Origin of the sequence: Clostridioides sp. ES-S-0049-02, assembly GCF_020658465.1 — a bacterium.
GTDB lineage: Bacteria > Bacillota > Clostridia > Peptostreptococcales > Peptostreptococcaceae > Clostridioides.
In genome coordinates this window covers 977,944-995,641 of the sequence record NZ_JACVWG010000001.1, presented here as the reverse complement: position 1 = coordinate 995,641, position 17,698 = coordinate 977,944, and the positions used below count along the sequence as shown (strand labels likewise).

The window sequence follows — 17,698 nt, the reverse complement described above, 5'->3', positions numbered from 1 at the left end:
AATAAATTATAAGGTAGGGGATAAAATTGAGTAACATAATAACTAATTTGATAGAGTCAATATTTACTAATCCAATAACTATATTATTTTTACTTGCAATAACTGTGTATTCTATTTTTAAAATTATGGAAAACAACAAGTTGTATTTGTTTGTAAGTTCAAAACTAGAAGAAATCAACCAAGACTATAAAACGAGTGTATTTTATAGCAAAATAAGGAATGATTACTATACATATAGTAAAGAAAATCCTTATGCTGATGTAAATATAACTTCGTTTGTAGAAGAAGTTGTATCAGATTTAAAATATAATAACTTACCGATATTAGAAAAAATTAGGAGCATAAAAAATTCATCTTCAATAAGTATATTACTTGGAGTTTTAGGTACATTTGTTGGGCTTTCTACAATGCTTTTATGTGTTGATACTAAAGATATTATAAATTCACTTCCTTCGACTATTAGTAGCATGCAAACTGCATTTACAACTAGTATATTTGGAGTGGTGTTTTCTCTAATTATAGGCTATTTTACAAAGATAAAAGACTGTGAACATGTTTTGATACAAATAATGTTAAAAGCTGAGAATCTACTGACTTCTGAGGTAACTCATATTAAATCAGAAAGAATGGATTTAAAAGTAGAGGAGGTAAAAAATACAATAAAACAAATAAGCAAGTCTATAGAAGCTATTGAAAAATTTGATAAAATATCTAAAGACTTAAATGATTTTAATGACGAATTTATTAGTGGAATAGAAGCTTTAAAAAGTCTTTTAGAAGGCTCTCAAAGTTCTATTAAGACATTTGACCAAAGTGTAAGAAAATTAGATAAACAGTTTAATATTTTAAATGTAAAATTTGTAAAACTGTTTGATAAGTATGATAATCAAGATAATATAAATAAGGAAATTTTATTTGATATAAAAGAATCCTCAAAAAATATATATAATTCCACTGAAAGCCAACATAAAATTAAAGATTATATAAGAAATATAAATGCAGGATTTGCTTTATATGAAAGAAGTGCTCAAGATTTGTTAACTAAATTAATGACTCATGAAAACAAAATATCTCAAAATCAAAAAATTCTTTTAGACGAAAAATATACTCTAGACGATTCAATTAAGAATCTTTCAAGTATTATTGAGAACTTTTCTAATGACTTACAAGCCAAACTAGATATAATGTTTGAGAACTCTTTAGACATTCAAGATAAGCTAGATGTTATGTTTAATAACTCCTTCATGCAAGACGAAGTTCCTCTTGATAGTGAAGACTTATTTGAAAGTAATATTGATAGTATATTTAATCCTTTAAGTGAAGAAATTTATGAGATAGAAAAGAAAGAAATAAAGGTCATAGGTGAGGATGAGTTAAATGAATAATAAATATAGAAGAACTGTTAACAGAGAATTTGAAAAGAGTAGTTTCTGGCCAACATTTACAGATTTATTATCCACTGTGTTGATGGTTGTAATTCTTATATTATTTAGTTCAGAAAGTATCTCAGGTTCAGTTGAACAGGATTTAGCTAAAAATGTGAATGCTTCTGTTGAAGATACCTTTAAAAAAAGTGGTATACCTGTGAAAGTGGATAAGGCTAATGGTCAAGTAACTTTTGGTGAAAGGACAATGTTTGATGTAGATAGTGATGTCTTGAAACCAGAGGCTAAAGAGATGTTAAAAATGTTTGTTCCAAAGTACATAGAAACTATTTATAAAGATTATGGCGACTATATATCTAAAATAGTTATAGAAGGCCATACAGACGATGTAGGAAGCTATATCTATAACTTAGATTTATCACAAAGAAGGGCATATAGCGTTGCTAAATTTATAGTAGGAGATGAAATAGGTAATTATAAATATAAAGATAAGGTAACTAAACATATTATTGCAATAGGTAGGTCAAAAGCTGAACTCTTAAAAAACGGAGATAATAGTGTAAATAGAGATGCATCTAGAAGAGTAGAGCTAAAATATGAAATAAATATTAATCAAAATAAATAGTTAAAAAATTATAAAAAAAAAGAAGGCAGTTGGTGTGAGCTTTAAGCCTTCTTTAAGGAAAAAGTTTATTTATTTTTGTTGATATTTAATATATTATAGTTTTTGGAAGAATTTTGCAATATTTTAAACATAAATGGGCGTTTAAAATGCATAACTGGGTACTACTGATGTAAAATAATTCATTTTATATAATATAAAACTTATAAGGTGTCAATTTTCTATGTTATTGCTTTATAAATTATTATTTAAATATTATGTAAAAAAACATCGTAAAAACTCATATCATGTTACAATTAATTAGTAAAAGGGTAATAACTAGAATTAGTTATTACCCTTTTACTGCTGATTAAAAAAATTAGATTTAATCATTTTTTATTAACTGGTAGCCAAAACATATTCCTGAACCGCCAGCTTTTTTAATTTGATACATTGCCTGATCTGCTTTATTAATTAATTCTTCAGCATTATTTCCATCTTCTGGATAGCAAGCTATACCAACACTAGTATTACAATATATAGAACCATTTTTTAAATTCCATGGGTTTTTAAACCTTTCATGTATAAAACTTACTAAATTACGTATGTTATTTTTTGTAATGTCACCACCAATTACAGCAACAAATTCATCTCCACCATTTCTATAAACTGAATTTTTAAGAAGTGGAATTGATGAGAAGAATTCCCCCAATTTTATAAGAAACTCGTCACCAGCATCATGCCCATAATTATCATTAATTACCTTAAAACCATCAATATCGAAAAAGATTACATACCCTTGCTCATCTTCTTTAGCATTGTCAATTCTATTTTTACATTCTTCAATAAGCATTCTTCGGTTTGGAAGACCTGTTAATACATCATAATTTGCCATATATTCAATTAATTCTTCATTCTTTTTATTATCAGTTATATCTGCACTACTAACAAGATGAGCAAGACGACCATCAATCCATCTGAAAGCTGTACTAAATACTCTAAACCATGCTCCATCAAAAGGTCTTTGATAATTCCAGGTATGTACTCCTGTAATGTTGCCGTTTTCATCAATAAGATTTTCTTGTGGGCAAAACTCACAATGAGATGTCTGCCCAGGGAAAAGAACCTGCCAGCATTTCTGACCCAAAAATTGAGATATCCCACCATAAGGTTCAGCCATTGACTTGTTTACATATATAATATCATATGTATAAAAATCAATGACATAAATATCTATGCCTGTATTATTTATTATGCTTTCAAGTGCAGTCTGTGTGAAGAAAACTTTATTTCTATGTATTCTTACACTTAAATACTTTTCAAGTAGTGAAAGGACAATACATAGTGTATTAAGTTCAGAATCAGAAAAATCTATTTTCCTAGATGTAGTATTTAAAAATAAAATAAAGCCATAATTATTAAAATTCTCATCTATCACAGATATTCCAATCAAAGATTCTGCATGAAAAATATTCATAAAATCAATCTCACATGGTTTATAATTTTTATTTTTATTTAAATAAATTATTTTCTGATGAGCTAATTGCTTTTGAAAATCCGATTCAATTTCATATGCATTGAAACTATTACATAATTTTATGTCACTCAAACTGTAATTCTCAATTAAATTAAAATGATTATATTGGTCTACTTCATATACTAGAGCACATTCAAACGAAAAACTATTACATATAAGTTCAAGCGATCTAGTGACTTTTTTTGTATCTATTTGTTTTCCAATAATTATATCAGCTAATGCTAGAATGAGTGTATAATGTGAATTATCTTTCATTTTTACCTCCTGAGTAAAAATTCTGTCAATAACTCATCCTTTAGCTAGGTTTGAAATGGGAATTTCTTTCCTCAAATATAGGTTATGATAGTTAAACTGACAGTTATCAAAATCTAGAAATATATTTTTATATTACTAAGAATAGCTTATTTAGCTATTTTCTCTTGGTTAATACATATATTATAGTATATTTTTCCAATGGATTAAAGCTTAAAAATCCTTTATTTTGTAATTTATCATCATTACTATTATATTAAATATTATTACTTAAAAATATATAAAAAGTTAATAAATTATATTATTAAAATAAAAAAAGTTGAAATATTATTGTTTTATTATTAATACAAGATAAATTAACTGTATAGGATAAATATTGATATCAAATGGCTAATTATGATAGAATAAGTCGGTAGATGACATAAAGTATTGTGAAAATGGAGGAGTAAGTTATGATAGAAGGTAATATAAAAAACAAAAGAAATTGTAAAATTAAAGCTTTGGTATTTTTATTGATAATTTCTATATCTATTTATTTAACTGGATGTAGTAGTGCAACAGACAGTGAAAATAATCAATCAAATAACCAAGAAACTTTATCTAGTAGTATATCAAATGATAAAAATATAAAAATTCATTTTATTAATACTGGAAATAGTGATGCAATATTAATTCAAGAGGGCAAAACTTTTACGTTGATAGATGGGGGAGATAACGATGATGAGAATTTAATGGTAGACTACCTAAATAATCAAGGGGTAAAAGATATTAAGTATCTTATAGCTACTCATTCTCATGCAGACCATCTAGGGGGACTTGATTCTGTTGTAAAAAATTTCAATATAGAAAATGTTTTTGTATCAAATGGTTCAGCAGAAACAAAGAGTTACAGAGATTTTATAAATGCTTTAGCAAATAAGGATTTATCTCCAAGTGTACCTCTTGAAAATAAAAAGTTTTATCTTGAAGACTCCTATTTTGAAGTTCTAAATACAAATGGAGGAGATACTACTAATGAACAATCACTAGTACTTGCATATACTAATGGTAACGATAAAGCCTTATTTACAGGTGATGCTGAGGAAGGTACAGAAAAAGAAATACTATCAAAACTTGGAGAAGTAGACCTTTTAAAAGTAGCTCATCATGGTTCTCGTAGTAGTTCATCTCAGGCTTTTTTAGATAAAGTAAACCCTGAATATGCAGTAATTTTAGTTGGGAAAGGTAATTCATATGGTCATCCACATGAGGAAACAATGAACAAATTAAAAAAGATGGGTGTAAAAGTACATAGAAGTGACGAATGTTCAGATATAGTATTTGAATCTACAGGTGATGGAGTTTTTACAAGCTGTAAAGATGGAAGTTACAAAAAGGGTGTTAGAGAAAATGGAAACTACGAAAATTTAAATAACAATACAGACAAAAACGACTCCTTAAATAAGGAACAAAATGTATCAAATTCGTCAAAAACAGTGTATTTTACTCCAAAAGGGAAGAGTTATCACTCAACTAAAAATTGTAGTGGGCTTTCAAGAAGTAAAAAAATATTATCAGGTACAATTGCAGAAAGTAAGAAAAATGACCCATGTGATATATGTTATGGAAAGCAATAGTTAAAATATCAATAGCTAAAGTATGAGAAATAATAAATAAAAAGCATTAAATATTATAAAAAAGTAAATGCATATAAAAATAAGCTATTCCAAACAGATAAAATAAAGAAATTAAGATATATTTTATCTATTAAATAGCTTATTTTTTTGATATTCTTTAATAGTTATTTTATAACTCTAAATACACCAGTTACAATACCTACAATTTCAACTTCTGAGTCTTTAAGCATAATTGGTTCCATAAAATCATTTTCTGGTTGAAGTCTTATAGAGTTTCCTTCTTTAAAGAATCTCTTGACCGTCGCAGATTCACCATTTATAAGTGCAACCACTATCTGAGAATTTAAGGCTGTATTTTTTTTGTCTACTACAACGTAATCTTCATCTAAAATTCCTGCATTAATCATACTTTCGCCTTTTACTTTTAATACAAAATTATTACTGCCCTTTACTAAACTGGCAGGGAATGGAATATATTCCTCTATGTTTTGTTGAGCTAAAATGGGTTCTCCAGCTGTTATTTGACCTACTAAAGGAAGTTCTATTATTTCCTGGTTAGCTCCAGAAACATCATTGACTTTACTACGCTCTAAAACTTCAATAGCTCTTGGTTTAGTAGGGTCTTTTCTTATGTATCCCAGTTTTTCAAGTTTATTTAGATGAGAGTGCACAGTTGAAGTAGATCGTAACCCTACAGCAGTACATATTTCTCTTACAGCAGGTGGATAGCCTTTTAATATGATTTGAGATTTTATAAATTCCAGTATTAAAACTTGCTTTTCAGTTAGATCTAAATACATAACATCACTCATTTCCAAACATATTTTGTTTTTATTTCCATACATTTATATTTTTAATTATAACATAATCCATTTATATCTGCAAACATTTGTTCCTGATTTTTAATCATCTTCAATCCATTCAAAATTCTTAACTATATCACGTTTTACATTTTTTTTATGTGCGGCATAAAGTTGAGTAGTCGTGACATTATCATGGTCGAGTAAATTTTGAACATCATATATAGAAAATCCTGTTTGAATCAGAGAAGTTGCAGCAGTTGCTCTTAATTTATGAGGGCTATATCCATTATCTCTAGTTGTATCTAATGGAATAGAGGTATATTTTTTTACAAGTGTTCTTATAGCTTTTGCTGTAATCCTCTTATTTTGAAGAGATAAGAACAATGCATCTTTAACTTCATCATCTAGTAAGTCATCTCTTGTTCTCTCATTTTGTAAATAATCTTTTATTACATGTTCACAAGTATGATTTATAGGCATTAAGACTTCTTTTCCACGTTTTCTATATATTTTAAATTCACCTCTTGAAAAATTAAAAGAGGAGATATTAAGTTCTCTGAGTTCATTTAATCTAAGCCCATATGTAACAAATAGAGCTAATATAGCCTTATCACGTAATCTAGTTTTTTTCCAATAAACTTTTTCTTTTTCAGTAAGACCTTCACCTGTTTCTACTGACTCTAACATTTTTGCAACTTCATCTATTTCAAGACGCTTGATAGCATCTGGTTGTGGTTTAGGTAGCTTTATTGGATTAAATCCATCAGTTATGTTACTATCTATTTGAGAATTTCTATATAAAAATTTAAATAGAGTAGAGATGGATGATTTTTTTCTTGCCAGAGCTCTATTGTTATTTTCAAAAATTAATGTGTTTTTCTCTGTATTTTTATAATATCTACTGCAATAATCACCTAAAAATAAGTTTATATCTCTTGATTTTATCATGTTAAAATCACTTTCTGTAATGTCTTTTATACAATCTGCACTTGTTAATTCCTTTGTCTCAATCATGTATAAACAGAAAAACTTTATATCTTCTAAATAAGCAAGTCGTGTAGAGACAGCAACAGAACCTTTTAAATATATAAAATAATCTTTCATAAATGCAGGAAGTTTATTTTCCAAAAGTAGACATTTTTCTATAAGTTCATTTTCTTTGATGACAATATTATCAGGTTTATCAGATTTATTATGTACTTTTATAATTTTCTTATCATTATTCAAATTTAAACCTCCTAAAATTAAAATATGAATATTTGTAAGTTATTTTTATTAATAACAATGTAGCTATGTTAGCATAAATATTTAATTTAATCAATTAATGTATTTTTTAAGAGATTAGTAGTGCTCTAATTGGTTTTTGCACTAACTATTCCCTAAATCCACATTTAAAGACTAGTTGAATTCAAATGCTCTTTTTAAATTTCTCAATATATACTTAATAAGTATTTACTAAAATATATCGAGAAATTTTATGTTTTATTAAACTCTCTTTCAATTTTGAATTTTACTATCTTTTCAATGAAAGTAAAATAGTATAAGATTTAATATCTTAATTAAAATTTTTAAATGGACTTACCAAACTTAAAATATAAGATATTATGAGAGTTACTATTGAAAAAATAACACCTATTGTCATAAAAAAACTTATAAATATATTGTACTTCACTATTAAATTAGAAATATTTAAGCTATTAAGCCCAAATAAGTATATGATTAAACTAATTGCAAATATAATTATAACTATAAAACTCAAACCCTTTAAACTGCTTTTTAAATCGGCACTACTAAGTGACATATGAGTGGAAATTGAATACATTAAAAACATAAATATAAAATATCTTAATGAATATATATCAGGCGTTAACAATATTATTTTTACAAAATTAAAAATATCATCTAAAATAATCTGTGTAAAACCTGCTATATTAAAGTTATTAATCATACTTACATATAACTTTAAATCTATGCTTTGTATTATTTTAATATAGCTATCTGGTAATAGTATTCTAAAAAGTAAAATAATTATCATTGTTCCACCTATAATTGGAGCGATTCCTATAAAAAAATTTCCTATACTCTGATAAATATTATCTTTTTTATAGCTATGATTTACATATCCTAATACTCCATCATTTTTACTTTCAATTGGTCTAAAGAATTTTACTGAATTTATTTTATGCATAAAAATCAAACACATTATTAAATGACTCAATTCATGTACAAAAGTTCCTATAGCTCCAGTTACAATGACACCAGTTTTTCCAAAAGATAAAAAGATATATTTATTATTTAAATTTTCTATAATACTAAAAATCAATCCAAATACAATAAATATTCCTATAAAACAAAAGATATTTATTATACTTATTTTAAAAATCTCAACTATATGAATCATAAACTATGACCTCGCATTTAAGTATTCAACTACTCTATCTCATATCCATTACAGTTTAAAATTTTACAAGCATTTTTTATATCTTTTTCTTTGATTAAAATATAATCTGTATCATATGTAGAAATTGCAAATATACTTATTTTATTATCAGCTAATAACCCACTTATCTTAGATAAAATTCCTATAAGTGAAAAATCTAAAGGGCCTAAGATTTTAAGTATTCTCCATTCTTTTTCTGACTTAATATCAGAAGGAATATTGTTATTTGAACATACAATGCTCAATTCATCATCAGTTTTAGTTATAGAGTAAAATTTTTCTGTATCTATCCATGTTGGTATTTTACTGTTATTATTTAATCTACATACTGCATACTCTTCTAAAAATAGTTTTAATTTCATAATATACATCTCCTTCAAACTTATTTGTTTAATTAAGATTATACATTAAAATTTATATAAAATAAAATATATCGAAGTAAAAAAGGTTCACTACAGGACATCATTTCCATAGTCAACCTTTAAAACTTGATTAAATTCTAACAAAAAGATATATTATCTAGGTTCAATTATAAGTTTGATGGCAGTTTTCTTATCACCTTCGATTTCTATATCAGTAAATGCGGGAATACACACTAAGTCCATTCCACTAGGTGCAACAAATCCTCTTGCTATTGCAATTGATTTTATTGCTTGATTTAGAGCTCCAGCTCCTATAGCTTGTATTTCTGCAATACCTCGCTCTCTCAGTACTCCAGCCAAAGCTCCAGCTACAGAATTAGGATTAGATTTTGATGAAACTTTTAGTACTTCCATTTCAACATCTCCTTGTTAATTTGTTAAAGTATCCATTACCTAAAGTACTAAATCACAATTGCCATTTACTAATTACAATCATCATTTAAAGTATACTTTTATAAAAATATACTTCTATAATAGATTTAAGAAAACCTTTATTTTTTAAAACCATTTTATAATGAAAAATCTACAAATTTCTTTATATTCTATAAGCATTTTCCAATATTTCTAAATTTATTATACCTTTGAGACATTATTTCTTCTTTAGGCATATCTTTATAATGATTTAATCTTTCTAAAATATAAGACTTCATTTCCTTTGAAACAGCTTCTACATCTTTTTGTGCACCACCAAGAGGTTCTTTTATAATCTTATCTATTATTTTTAAATCATATAAATCATTACTTGTAAGTTTCATAACATCACAAGCTTCTTTTGCTTTAGATGAATCTTTAAATAAGATACTCGAAAGACCTTCAGGTGAAATTACAGAATAAACTGAGTGTTCTAACATACACACATCATTGCCTACTCCAATTCCTAAAGCTCCTCCACTACCACCTTCACCAATTACAAAGGTAATTACTGGAACAGAAAGTTTACTCATTTCAAGTAAGTTTCTTGCAATAGCTTCTCCTTGTCCTCTTTCTTCTGCCTCTAGACCACAAAATGCTCCTGATGTATCAATAAATGTCACTATCGGTCTGTCAAATTTTTCAGCTTGCTTCATAAGTCTTAACGCTTTTCTATATCCTTCTGGATGAGGCATACCAAAGTTTCTTTTTATATTTTCTTTAGTATCTCTTCCCTTTTGGTGACCAACTATAGTAACATTGAATTTTCCTATTTGCCCTATTCCTCCAACTATAGAAGGGTCATCTTTATAAAGCCTATCTCCATGAAGCTCTAAAAAATTAGAACAAATATGTTCTATGTATTCCAAAGTTGTAGGTCTTTTTATATCTCTACTTAACACTACCTTTTCATATGGTGATAGATGTGAAAAGGCATCTTCTCTAAGCTTTGCTAATTTTTCATTAAGGGAATTTATTTTATCACTTAAATCTATGTTATTTGCCTCAGAAATAGCTATTAATTGTTTAATATCATTTTCCAAGACTTTTATTTTATCATTATTATTTTCAATCAAAACAGTTCCTCCTTTATGCCCTATTTCTTGTGCATAGCAAGAATTTGATACAATACTTCCTTCATTTTTCTTCTATCTACTATCATGTCAATAAAACCTTTTTCAAGTAAAAACTCAGAAGTTTGAAATCCTTCAGGAAGTTTTTGATTTATTGTTTGTTCTATTACTCTTGGTCCTGCAAAACCGATTAATGTATTTGGTTCAGAAATTATAATATCTCCAAGCATAGCAAAACTAGCAGTTACGCCTCCAGTAGTAGGGTCAGTTAAAACTGATATATATGGTAATGACTTTTCTTCAAGCTTAGCAAGTGCCTGAGAAGTCTTTGCCATTTGCATAAGAGATACCATACCTTCTTGCATTCTAGCTCCTCCTGAAGCAGAACAAATAATTATAGGTAAATTGTTTTTGGCAGCATATTCTATTGAGTAAGTTATTTTTTCTCCAACAATAGAACCCATGCTTCCCATCATAAAATCAGGATTCATTACACAAATAACTGTTTTAATTCCATTTAATCTTCCATAACCTGTGACAACAGCTTCTGACTCATTCGTTTTTTCCTTATAAGAGTCTACTTTTTCTTTATATTTAGGAAAGTTTAATGGATTTTGAAATTCTATATCAGAATTAAATTCCATAAAAGTCCCTTTATCAATCAATAAATTTATTCTATTTCGAACTCTTAAACCATAATGTCTTGAGCATTTTGGACATACAAATGAATTTTCTTCTATGTCTTTTCTAAATACATGACTATTACATCCTTTGCAATAAGTCCAAAATTTATCATCTACACTATTCTTTTTAAAGTTGTCATCTAAAGAAATCGTAACATACTTAGATTCTTTTGATGATAAAAATTTTTTTATCATAATCTATTTACTCCTTATAATGTAGCAAATTCTTTCTTCATAAAGACATCTTCTATAAATTTGGTATGATGAGTATCTTTTCTAAACTCTTCACTTGTTACAAGTGCCTTTTGGAATTCTACATTTGTATTAATACCTTCTACAATAATTTCATCTAGAGCTCTATAAATTCTATTTATACATTCTTCTCTAGTCTCAGCCCAACATATTAATTTACCTATCATAGAATCATATAAAGGTGGAATAGTATATCCTGTATATACAAAAGTATCAAATCTAACGCCAAAACCTCCAGGTAAATTTAATGACTCTATTTTACCTGGTGATGGAGCAAAATTATTTGATGAATCTTCAGCATTTATTCTACACTCAATAGCATGACCTCTAAAAACAACATCTTCTTGTTTAAAAGGTATTTCTTCTCCATTAGCTATAGATATTTGAAGTTTTATAAGGTCAAGATTTGTTACCATCTCTGTGACTGGATGTTCAACTTGTATTCTTGTATTCATCTCTATAAAATAAAAGTTTTTATCTTTATCAACTATAAATTCAATAGTACCAGCACCAATATAACCTACACCTTTTACTATATCCACTGCAATTTTATGAAGATTTATTCTTTCTTCATCTGAAAGGTATGGACTTAAAGACTCTTCTATTACTTTTTGATTTCTTCTTTGCATAGAACAATCTCTATCACCTAAATGTATTGCATTTGAATGTTTATCACCAAATACTTGTACTTCTATATGTCTAGGATTTTCTATGAATTTTTCCATATATAAATCGCTATTAGAAAATGCTGCTAAAGCTTCTGAACTTGCCATATCAAAATTTGAAAAAAGTTCTTCTTCCTTTCTAACGATTCTCATACCTTTTCCACCGCCTCCACTTGAGGCTTTTATCATAACAGGATAGCCAATTTCTCTTGCAACTTCTAAAGCTTCTTCCTTAGTTTTTAAAACAGACTCTGAACCAGGAACAACAGGGATATTTAATTCCATCATAGTTTCTCTCGCTCTAGATTTATCTCCCATCAAAATCATTTGTTCTCTTGTTGGACCTATAAAAATAATATTATTCTCTTCACATTGTTTTGCAAATTCAGGGTTTTCTGATAAAAAGCCAAAACCTGGATGAATAGCATCACATTTTAATTTAAGAGCAAGGTATATAATATTTTCTATGTTATTATAACTCTTGCTTATATTGTTTGGCCCTATGCAAATAGATTCATCAGCTATATATCTATGAAAACAATCTTTATCTATTTCAGAATAGATAGCGACAGTTTTTATGCCTAGTTCTTTACACGTTCTGATGATTCTAACTGCTATATCACCTCTATTTGCAACTAGTATTTTTTTTATCAACTTAAATACCTCCTACTACAATGGTTTTATCTTAAATAAAGGTTGATTATATTCTACTAGTTCTTCATTATCAACTAATACTTCAATTATTTCACCTTTAATTTCACTTGTTATTTCATTCATTAGCTTCATTGCTTCTAATATACATAAAGTGTCACCTTCTTCAACTACATCGCCAACCTTGACAAAACCTTCTGCATCTGGACTTGGAGAATCATAGAATGTCCCCATCAAAGGAGCTACTACTATTGATAAATTCTCATTAGATACTACAGGTTCCTCGTTTACAAATGGCTTTTCTAAAGAAAGATCTACTACCGATTCTTGTTGTACACTTAAAACAGGTGAGCTTGTAACTTCAGTTTTTTTAGATGCTTCTAATTTAAAATCACTACTTTCAAGCTTTACATATTCTAAGTTAGTTGAGTCTATGACCTTTAATAATTCCTTAATTTCATTGATGTTCATGTTGTTACCCCCTTGTATTATTACCTGGTGCTAATATTATATCACAAAAAGCAAATTTATAAAAGAAAAAGTGCTGACTATAGAATCAACACATTCAGATATATTTTAATTTTAAATTAACAACCAGTAAATTCTTTTGTTTTAATTTTCCATTATTAATATAAATTATAAGTATAAAATGAATAAAATTCAATATATTTTGCAAAATACAATAAAATACAAATTAATACCTCGGGAAATTTTAAGACAAATACCAAAATTATGCAATTTAGACTTCGCTTTCTTTCATATTAGTATCATTTTCTTTGTTTTTATATAGTATATCTTTTAATTTAGTGATTAAAATACTACTATATAAGTTAAAAGTCATTAAAATTGCAGGAATTATAAAATAAAATCTAGCACCAATAAATCCAAAAACTACTGTAACAAGTATCAATCGTTTATTTAAAGTAAAAAATGGTATATCAAAAATACTTTTATCAGATGTATCTGGAGTATAAGAACGTATAATTCCAAAAACCAAAGTTAGCATACAAAGTGGAAGTAATACATAGCTTGAAATTATTCCTAAAAATCCTATACTTTCAAAGTAACTGCTAGCACTATTTGTATAAACAAACATATATCCATTTAAATAAGCACATATACATGATATAATACCAAAAGTTCCTCCTAAGGATTGAGTGTACCAATTAAAAAATTTAGATTCCATATACCTCGCCTCCTAAAACTGTATATATAATGATATGCATTTAAATAATGAAATATATCTTTATACACTCATGAACAAAATTTTATTAATTTTAATAATTTATATTTAAGAAATGCAAAGTATAGTGTAGTATATATTAATGTAGATAAAGTTTTATAGAACTTAATTAAATTATCTTATATGGATTTAGTACAAGTTTAAAAAGTTATATTAGGGTTTTATATTTGATTAAGCTGAAAAATTTATTATAAATGAAGGGATGTTTTCGCTTTGGTAGATACATTAGAGTTTGGTCTTAAAGTTTTATTTTTTATATTATCGATAATTTGGATGGGAAAAATAATGATTTTAAGAACTGATAAGCAAATAGTAATTAATCCTTTGCTTATTGGTATATCTGCAGTACTTGTGATGTTGCATACCTCACAAAGTAATATTGAGTTTTTTGGACTAGATGTTCAGTATATAAGAATAGTTTTGTATATAGTATATTCATTGATAATTTTAATAGGAATATGGTCTACTAACAAAAGAAATGGGATTTTTTAGATAATCTATTTATAGATATCTAAAGGTTGCTAGTAACAAAACATTAATATTAGTGCCTTGTTACTAGCAACCTTTGTTTTGATTTAATATTAAAATTAAAAATATAATAATTAAATAAGTTGTATAAATATACACTTTATTTTATGTTATTTTACATTTACAGTGATTAAAACTTCTTGAGATGTATTTAAATCATCTTTGTCATTTAGTATAACTTTCACTACTGCTTGCCCTTTATTATTACCCTTAACAATCATATCTTTACATGAAAGTATACTCTTATCACTTACAGATACCACAAAGTTTAAATCTTTCGGAAGGCTATTAGTTACTTCCCAGTATTTGTAATAACTATCAATTTTCTTTGTAACTATTTTTCTCAAATCAATACTCTCGCCTTTTGATATGTCAATATTATGGTATTTAGAATCTAATTTATATTGATTATCTTTTGTATCAATAAAATTCAAATCACAATTTACATCTACACCATTATTTGAAAGAGAATTAACTGTATTATCATTAATTAAATAATTATTTGCAAGATTAATTGAGTCCATATCTTTTAGACCTAGTATTTCTCTAGGAAGTTCCTTTATGTTATTGTTCCAAAAAATAAAATTGTCTATGTTTTCAAGATATGATATACCTTTTAAATTTGAAATATTTTCTCCAGTTGCATAAAATTCACCATCCAAAGCCTTTATATTACTTATAGTCATTTCATCTGGATTTACATATCGCTTTACAACTGCTCTCAGGTTAGCATCAGGAAAAATATCTTTAAGTTGGTTTTCACTTAAAATCTTATCGTTTGAATTTATTGGATTTAAAGCCGTCGCAGAAATAAGAAATGGTATTAAATTAGCTAAATTCATAGCACCCTCCCACATAAAACAAAATTTTTTACATAGTAAATTAATTTCTATGAGAGGGCTCTGTTTCCTTGTTATATATGCCTACTTTCGTACACTTTATTAATATAAATTAGAATAAATTTCTACTATTAAACTTATAAACATATTACTAGTTACGTTTTTTAGCTTCACATCTAAATATTCGCATTCCTTGTGACATAAATTTATCCTCATACTCTGTTGTAACATTATTTTTATACTCACTACTGCTTAAATCAAGAGAAATGTTCTTTAAGAGCCAATTATTTGCAGCAATTTCATTTAAACTAAACTCGAATAATTTTTCATTATCTGTTTTGAAATGAATTTCTCCATTATCTTCTAAAATATTATTATACATCTCTAAAAATCCAGAATGAGTAAGTCTTCTTTTACTCCATCTATTTTTTGGCCATGGGTCACAAAAATTTATATAAATCTTAGATAATTCTTTAGATTCAAAATAATTTAGAATATCACTTACATCAGCCCATAAAAATAATATATTATTTAAATTAGAAACATCAGCTTTTTCAACAGCCTTTAAAAGTACTTCTTCCTTTAATTCCATAGCAATATAGTTTATATCAGGATTTTGCTTGGCCAAGGTTGTAATAAATTGACCTTTTCCAGTTCCAAATTCAACATGTATTGGATTATCATTTCCAAATTTTATACTCCATTTGCCCTTTAACTTGTCTATATCTTCTCTTAAGACATATTCTGTATAACTTAAAAGTTTTTCATCTGCACCTTTTTTTCGTCTTCTTCTCACAATAAATTCTCCTTACATATAAAAATTAGTAAAATACATTTTTTATTATACATTATCTTACTTAAAAATAAAAAGAACTCTCTTAGAATAGAAAATTATTTCTATCAAAGAGAGTTCTCAATATACTAAAAAATCAATTCTAGTGGCACCCTGAACAACCAGAGCATCCTCCTCCACCTTGATCTTTCATATTTTCTGGAATTACTCTAAATCCAAATCCTGTATCTTCTATAATTATATCTCCATATTGACTATATTCATCAGAGTTCATCACAAATTGTAATTCTCCGACTTCATAAGTTAAGTCATCTTCTTTTTTCTCATCTAAAGCTAATCCAAAAGAAGGACCTCCACAACCAACACCTGCAAAGTATACTCTTACATTGTTAGGTTTATCTTGATTGTCTTTTAAGATACTTTTTAAAGTATCAATAGCTGTTTCTGGTAAAGTAATTTTCATCAAATCATTCCCTTTCAAGTATTTTATTAAAACAATATCTATTATATACCCATATAACGTATATAATCAATTAGTTTTTGTATATTTTGCCAAAACTTCTACCAATTATTACTTAGACTTTTAAATATTTTATTGTCTTAAATAAATACCCTAATAATATGTTTAATAAACAATAAATAAAATAATTTACATAGAGTATAATTTTTTATTCATTGTCTTAATATTATAACACATTTAACATATTCTAATTCATATATATAAAAATTATACAATCTAAAAAGACTTGAAATCTTTAAGAATATTTAAAATTATTATGTAAAAATTACCAAAATATATCTATTAATTATTCTGCTATTACACCATCTAGAACTGTAATAATACGATTACTACTTCCAGCAGCTTCAGGTGAATGAGTCACCATAATTATTGTTTGACCACTTTCTTGATTTATTTTACGGAGTAATTGCATTATTTCTGCTCCTGTCTTACTGTCTAAGTTTCCAGTAGGTTCATCAGCAAATAAAATCTCTGGTTTTCCTATTAATGCACGTGCTATTGCAACACGTTGTTGTTGACCACCTGACAACTTACGTGGAATATGTTTACGTTTATCTGATAATCCAACAATTTCCAAAATATCGTTTAATTGATTTTTGTAATCATTCATTTTTTTCCCATCTAGTAATAGAGGTAGCATAATATTTTCTTCAACATTTAAATTAGGTATTAAATTATAAAATTGGAATACAAACCCTATATTTCTACGACGTATTATACTCATCTTATCGTCATTGAAATGTGATATATCTGTTCCATTCATATATACCTTTCCACTTGTTGGAGTATCTAGCCCACCTAAAATATATAAAAGAGTACTCTTGCCAGAACCAGATTGTCCCATAATAGAAACGAACTCACCTTTCATCACCTGTAAAGATATATCTTTTAAAACTTTAGTAGTTGTATTATCAACTTTAAATTCTTTAATAATATTTTTTGCTTCTATTGCTATACTTTTATAGCTTGCTTTCATGTGTTATC

Annotated in this window: 19 protein-coding genes; 4 read left to right on the top strand and 15 right to left on the bottom strand. The window is 26.9% G+C overall.

Features of this window, described 5'->3' with window-relative positions; genetic code table 11:
- The first annotated feature begins 26 nt into the window (after positions 1 to 26).
- Positions 27 to 1,385: a hypothetical protein gene (locus tag IC213_RS04445; protein ID WP_227435203.1), complete on the top strand. Its 1,359-nt coding sequence runs from the start codon at positions 27 to 29 to the stop codon at positions 1,383 to 1,385.
- Positions 1,378 to 2,010 carry an OmpA family protein gene (locus IC213_RS04440; protein WP_227435201.1) on the top strand — a complete coding sequence of 211 codons (633 nt, stop codon included), beginning with the start codon at positions 1,378 to 1,380 and terminating at the stop codon, positions 2,008 to 2,010. The genes IC213_RS04445 and IC213_RS04440 overlap by 8 nt, the downstream gene beginning before the upstream one ends.
- Before the next feature lie 361 nt (positions 2,011 to 2,371).
- Here the strand turns inward: IC213_RS04440 and IC213_RS04435 are convergent, their stop codons facing one another.
- A complete protein-coding gene (locus IC213_RS04435) occupies positions 2,372 to 3,778 on the bottom strand; it encodes a sensor domain-containing diguanylate cyclase (protein ID WP_227862785.1) in 1,407 nt (468 codons plus the stop codon).
- Between the two features lie 449 nt (positions 3,779 to 4,227).
- On the opposite strand from IC213_RS04435, the gene IC213_RS04430 reads away from it, so the two are divergent.
- Positions 4,228 to 5,391 (top strand): ComEC/Rec2 family competence protein, encoded by a 1,164-nt coding sequence (locus tag IC213_RS04430; protein WP_227862784.1) that lies wholly within the window; start codon positions 4,228 to 4,230, stop codon positions 5,389 to 5,391.
- 164 nt (positions 5,392 to 5,555) lie between these two features.
- Here the strand turns inward: IC213_RS04430 and lexA are convergent, their stop codons facing one another.
- The 10 genes from lexA to IC213_RS04380 form a co-directional block, all read right to left on the bottom strand.
- The gene (gene lexA, locus IC213_RS04425; RefSeq protein ID WP_227435195.1) at positions 5,556 to 6,191 is read right to left on the bottom strand and encodes a transcriptional repressor LexA; all 636 of its coding nucleotides are present in this window, start codon (positions 6,189 to 6,191) and stop codon (positions 5,556 to 5,558) included.
- A gap of 102 nt (positions 6,192 to 6,293) precedes the next feature.
- Complete coding sequence (locus tag IC213_RS04420; protein WP_227482655.1) at positions 6,294 to 7,421, bottom strand: tyrosine-type recombinase/integrase; 1,128 nt, start codon at positions 7,419 to 7,421, stop codon at positions 6,294 to 6,296.
- Between the two features lie 328 nt (positions 7,422 to 7,749).
- Positions 7,750 to 8,595 (bottom strand): hypothetical protein, encoded by an 846-nt coding sequence (locus IC213_RS04415; protein WP_227435188.1) that lies wholly within the window; start codon positions 8,593 to 8,595, stop codon positions 7,750 to 7,752.
- A 29-nt stretch (positions 8,596 to 8,624) separates the two neighbouring features.
- Positions 8,625 to 8,996 (bottom strand): ACT domain-containing protein, encoded by a 372-nt coding sequence (locus tag IC213_RS04410; protein WP_227435185.1) that lies wholly within the window; start codon positions 8,994 to 8,996, stop codon positions 8,625 to 8,627.
- Between the two features lie 153 nt (positions 8,997 to 9,149).
- Complete coding sequence (locus tag IC213_RS04405; RefSeq protein WP_003424039.1) at positions 9,150 to 9,410, bottom strand: stage V sporulation protein S; 261 nt, start codon at positions 9,408 to 9,410, stop codon at positions 9,150 to 9,152.
- Between the two features lie 188 nt (positions 9,411 to 9,598).
- Positions 9,599 to 10,543, bottom strand: coding sequence for an acetyl-CoA carboxylase carboxyltransferase subunit alpha (locus IC213_RS04400; protein WP_227435182.1), 945 nt, complete (start codon positions 10,541 to 10,543; stop codon positions 9,599 to 9,601).
- Positions 10,544 to 10,563: 20 nt separating this feature from the next.
- Positions 10,564 to 11,418 carry an acetyl-CoA carboxylase, carboxyltransferase subunit beta gene (gene accD / locus IC213_RS04395; protein ID WP_227435179.1) on the bottom strand — a complete coding sequence of 285 codons (855 nt, stop codon included), beginning with the start codon at positions 11,416 to 11,418 and terminating at the stop codon, positions 10,564 to 10,566.
- Between the two features lie 14 nt (positions 11,419 to 11,432).
- Positions 11,433 to 12,794 (bottom strand): acetyl-CoA carboxylase biotin carboxylase subunit, encoded by a 1,362-nt coding sequence (gene accC, locus IC213_RS04390; protein ID WP_227435176.1) that lies wholly within the window; start codon positions 12,792 to 12,794, stop codon positions 11,433 to 11,435.
- Positions 12,795 to 12,809: 15 nt separating this feature from the next.
- Positions 12,810 to 13,262: an acetyl-CoA carboxylase biotin carboxyl carrier protein gene (accB, locus tag IC213_RS04385; protein WP_227435173.1), complete on the bottom strand. Its 453-nt coding sequence runs from the start codon at positions 13,260 to 13,262 to the stop codon at positions 12,810 to 12,812.
- A 268-nt stretch (positions 13,263 to 13,530) separates the two neighbouring features.
- Positions 13,531 to 13,977, bottom strand: coding sequence for a hypothetical protein (locus IC213_RS04380; RefSeq protein WP_227435171.1), 447 nt, complete (start codon positions 13,975 to 13,977; stop codon positions 13,531 to 13,533).
- A 270-nt stretch (positions 13,978 to 14,247) separates the two neighbouring features.
- On the opposite strand from IC213_RS04380, the gene IC213_RS04375 reads away from it, so the two are divergent.
- Positions 14,248 to 14,526: a hypothetical protein gene (locus IC213_RS04375; protein WP_227435168.1), complete on the top strand. Its 279-nt coding sequence runs from the start codon at positions 14,248 to 14,250 to the stop codon at positions 14,524 to 14,526.
- Positions 14,527 to 14,672: 146 nt separating this feature from the next.
- Here the strand turns inward: IC213_RS04375 and IC213_RS04370 are convergent, their stop codons facing one another.
- The 4 genes from IC213_RS04370 to IC213_RS04355 all read right to left on the bottom strand — a co-directional run bounded on the left by IC213_RS04370 (position 14,673) and on the right by IC213_RS04355 (position 17,690).
- Positions 14,673 to 15,404, bottom strand: coding sequence for a hypothetical protein (locus IC213_RS04370; protein WP_227830552.1), 732 nt, complete (start codon positions 15,402 to 15,404; stop codon positions 14,673 to 14,675).
- A 148-nt stretch (positions 15,405 to 15,552) separates the two neighbouring features.
- On the bottom strand, positions 15,553 to 16,197 hold the full coding sequence (gene trmB / locus IC213_RS04365; RefSeq protein WP_227862783.1) for a tRNA (guanosine(46)-N7)-methyltransferase TrmB: 645 nt from the start codon (positions 16,195 to 16,197) through the stop codon (positions 15,553 to 15,555).
- A 139-nt stretch (positions 16,198 to 16,336) separates the two neighbouring features.
- Positions 16,337 to 16,657 (bottom strand): Fe-S cluster assembly protein HesB, encoded by a 321-nt coding sequence (locus IC213_RS04360; RefSeq protein ID WP_227862782.1) that lies wholly within the window; start codon positions 16,655 to 16,657, stop codon positions 16,337 to 16,339.
- Between the two features lie 343 nt (positions 16,658 to 17,000).
- Positions 17,001 to 17,690, bottom strand: coding sequence for an ABC transporter ATP-binding protein (locus IC213_RS04355; protein WP_227482654.1), 690 nt, complete (start codon positions 17,688 to 17,690; stop codon positions 17,001 to 17,003).
- Positions 17,691 to 17,698: the final 8 nt, after the last annotated feature.

What these genes read in the sequence shown, in the direction of transcription:
- IC213_RS04370 (WP_227830552.1), bottom strand. Translation starts at nt 15,404, where the DNA reads ATGAATTTAGCTAATTTAATACCATTTCTTATTTCTGCGACGGCTTTA.
- accB (WP_227435173.1), bottom strand. Translation starts at nt 13,262, where the DNA reads ATGAACATCAATGAAATTAAGGAATTATTAAAGGTCATAGACTCAACT.
- IC213_RS04410 (WP_227435185.1), bottom strand. Translation starts at nt 8,996, where the DNA reads ATGAAATTAAAACTATTTTTAGAAGAGTATGCAGTATGTAGATTAAAT.
- IC213_RS04435 (WP_227862785.1), bottom strand. Translation starts at nt 3,778, where the DNA reads ATGAAAGATAATTCACATTATACACTCATTCTAGCATTAGCTGATATA.
- IC213_RS04405 (WP_003424039.1), bottom strand. Translation starts at nt 9,410, where the DNA reads ATGGAAGTACTAAAAGTTTCATCAAAATCTAATCCTAATTCTGTAGCT.
- IC213_RS04380 (WP_227435171.1), bottom strand. Translation starts at nt 13,977, where the DNA reads ATGGAATCTAAATTTTTTAATTGGTACACTCAATCCTTAGGAGGAACT.
- IC213_RS04355 (WP_227482654.1), bottom strand. Translation starts at nt 17,690, where the DNA reads ATGAAAGCAAGCTATAAAAGTATAGCAATAGAAGCAAAAAATATTATT.
- IC213_RS04430 (WP_227862784.1), top strand. Translation starts at nt 4,228, where the DNA reads ATGATAGAAGGTAATATAAAAAACAAAAGAAATTGTAAAATTAAAGCT.
- lexA (WP_227435195.1), bottom strand. Translation starts at nt 6,191, where the DNA reads ATGTATTTAGATCTAACTGAAAAGCAAGTTTTAATACTGGAATTTATA.
- IC213_RS04360 (WP_227862782.1), bottom strand. Translation starts at nt 16,657, where the DNA reads ATGAAAATTACTTTACCAGAAACAGCTATTGATACTTTAAAAAGTATC.
- IC213_RS04440 (WP_227435201.1), top strand. Translation starts at nt 1,378, where the DNA reads ATGAATAATAAATATAGAAGAACTGTTAACAGAGAATTTGAAAAGAGT.
- IC213_RS04415 (WP_227435188.1), bottom strand. Translation starts at nt 8,595, where the DNA reads ATGATTCATATAGTTGAGATTTTTAAAATAAGTATAATAAATATCTTT.
- accD (WP_227435179.1), bottom strand. Translation starts at nt 11,418, where the DNA reads ATGATAAAAAAATTTTTATCATCAAAAGAATCTAAGTATGTTACGATT.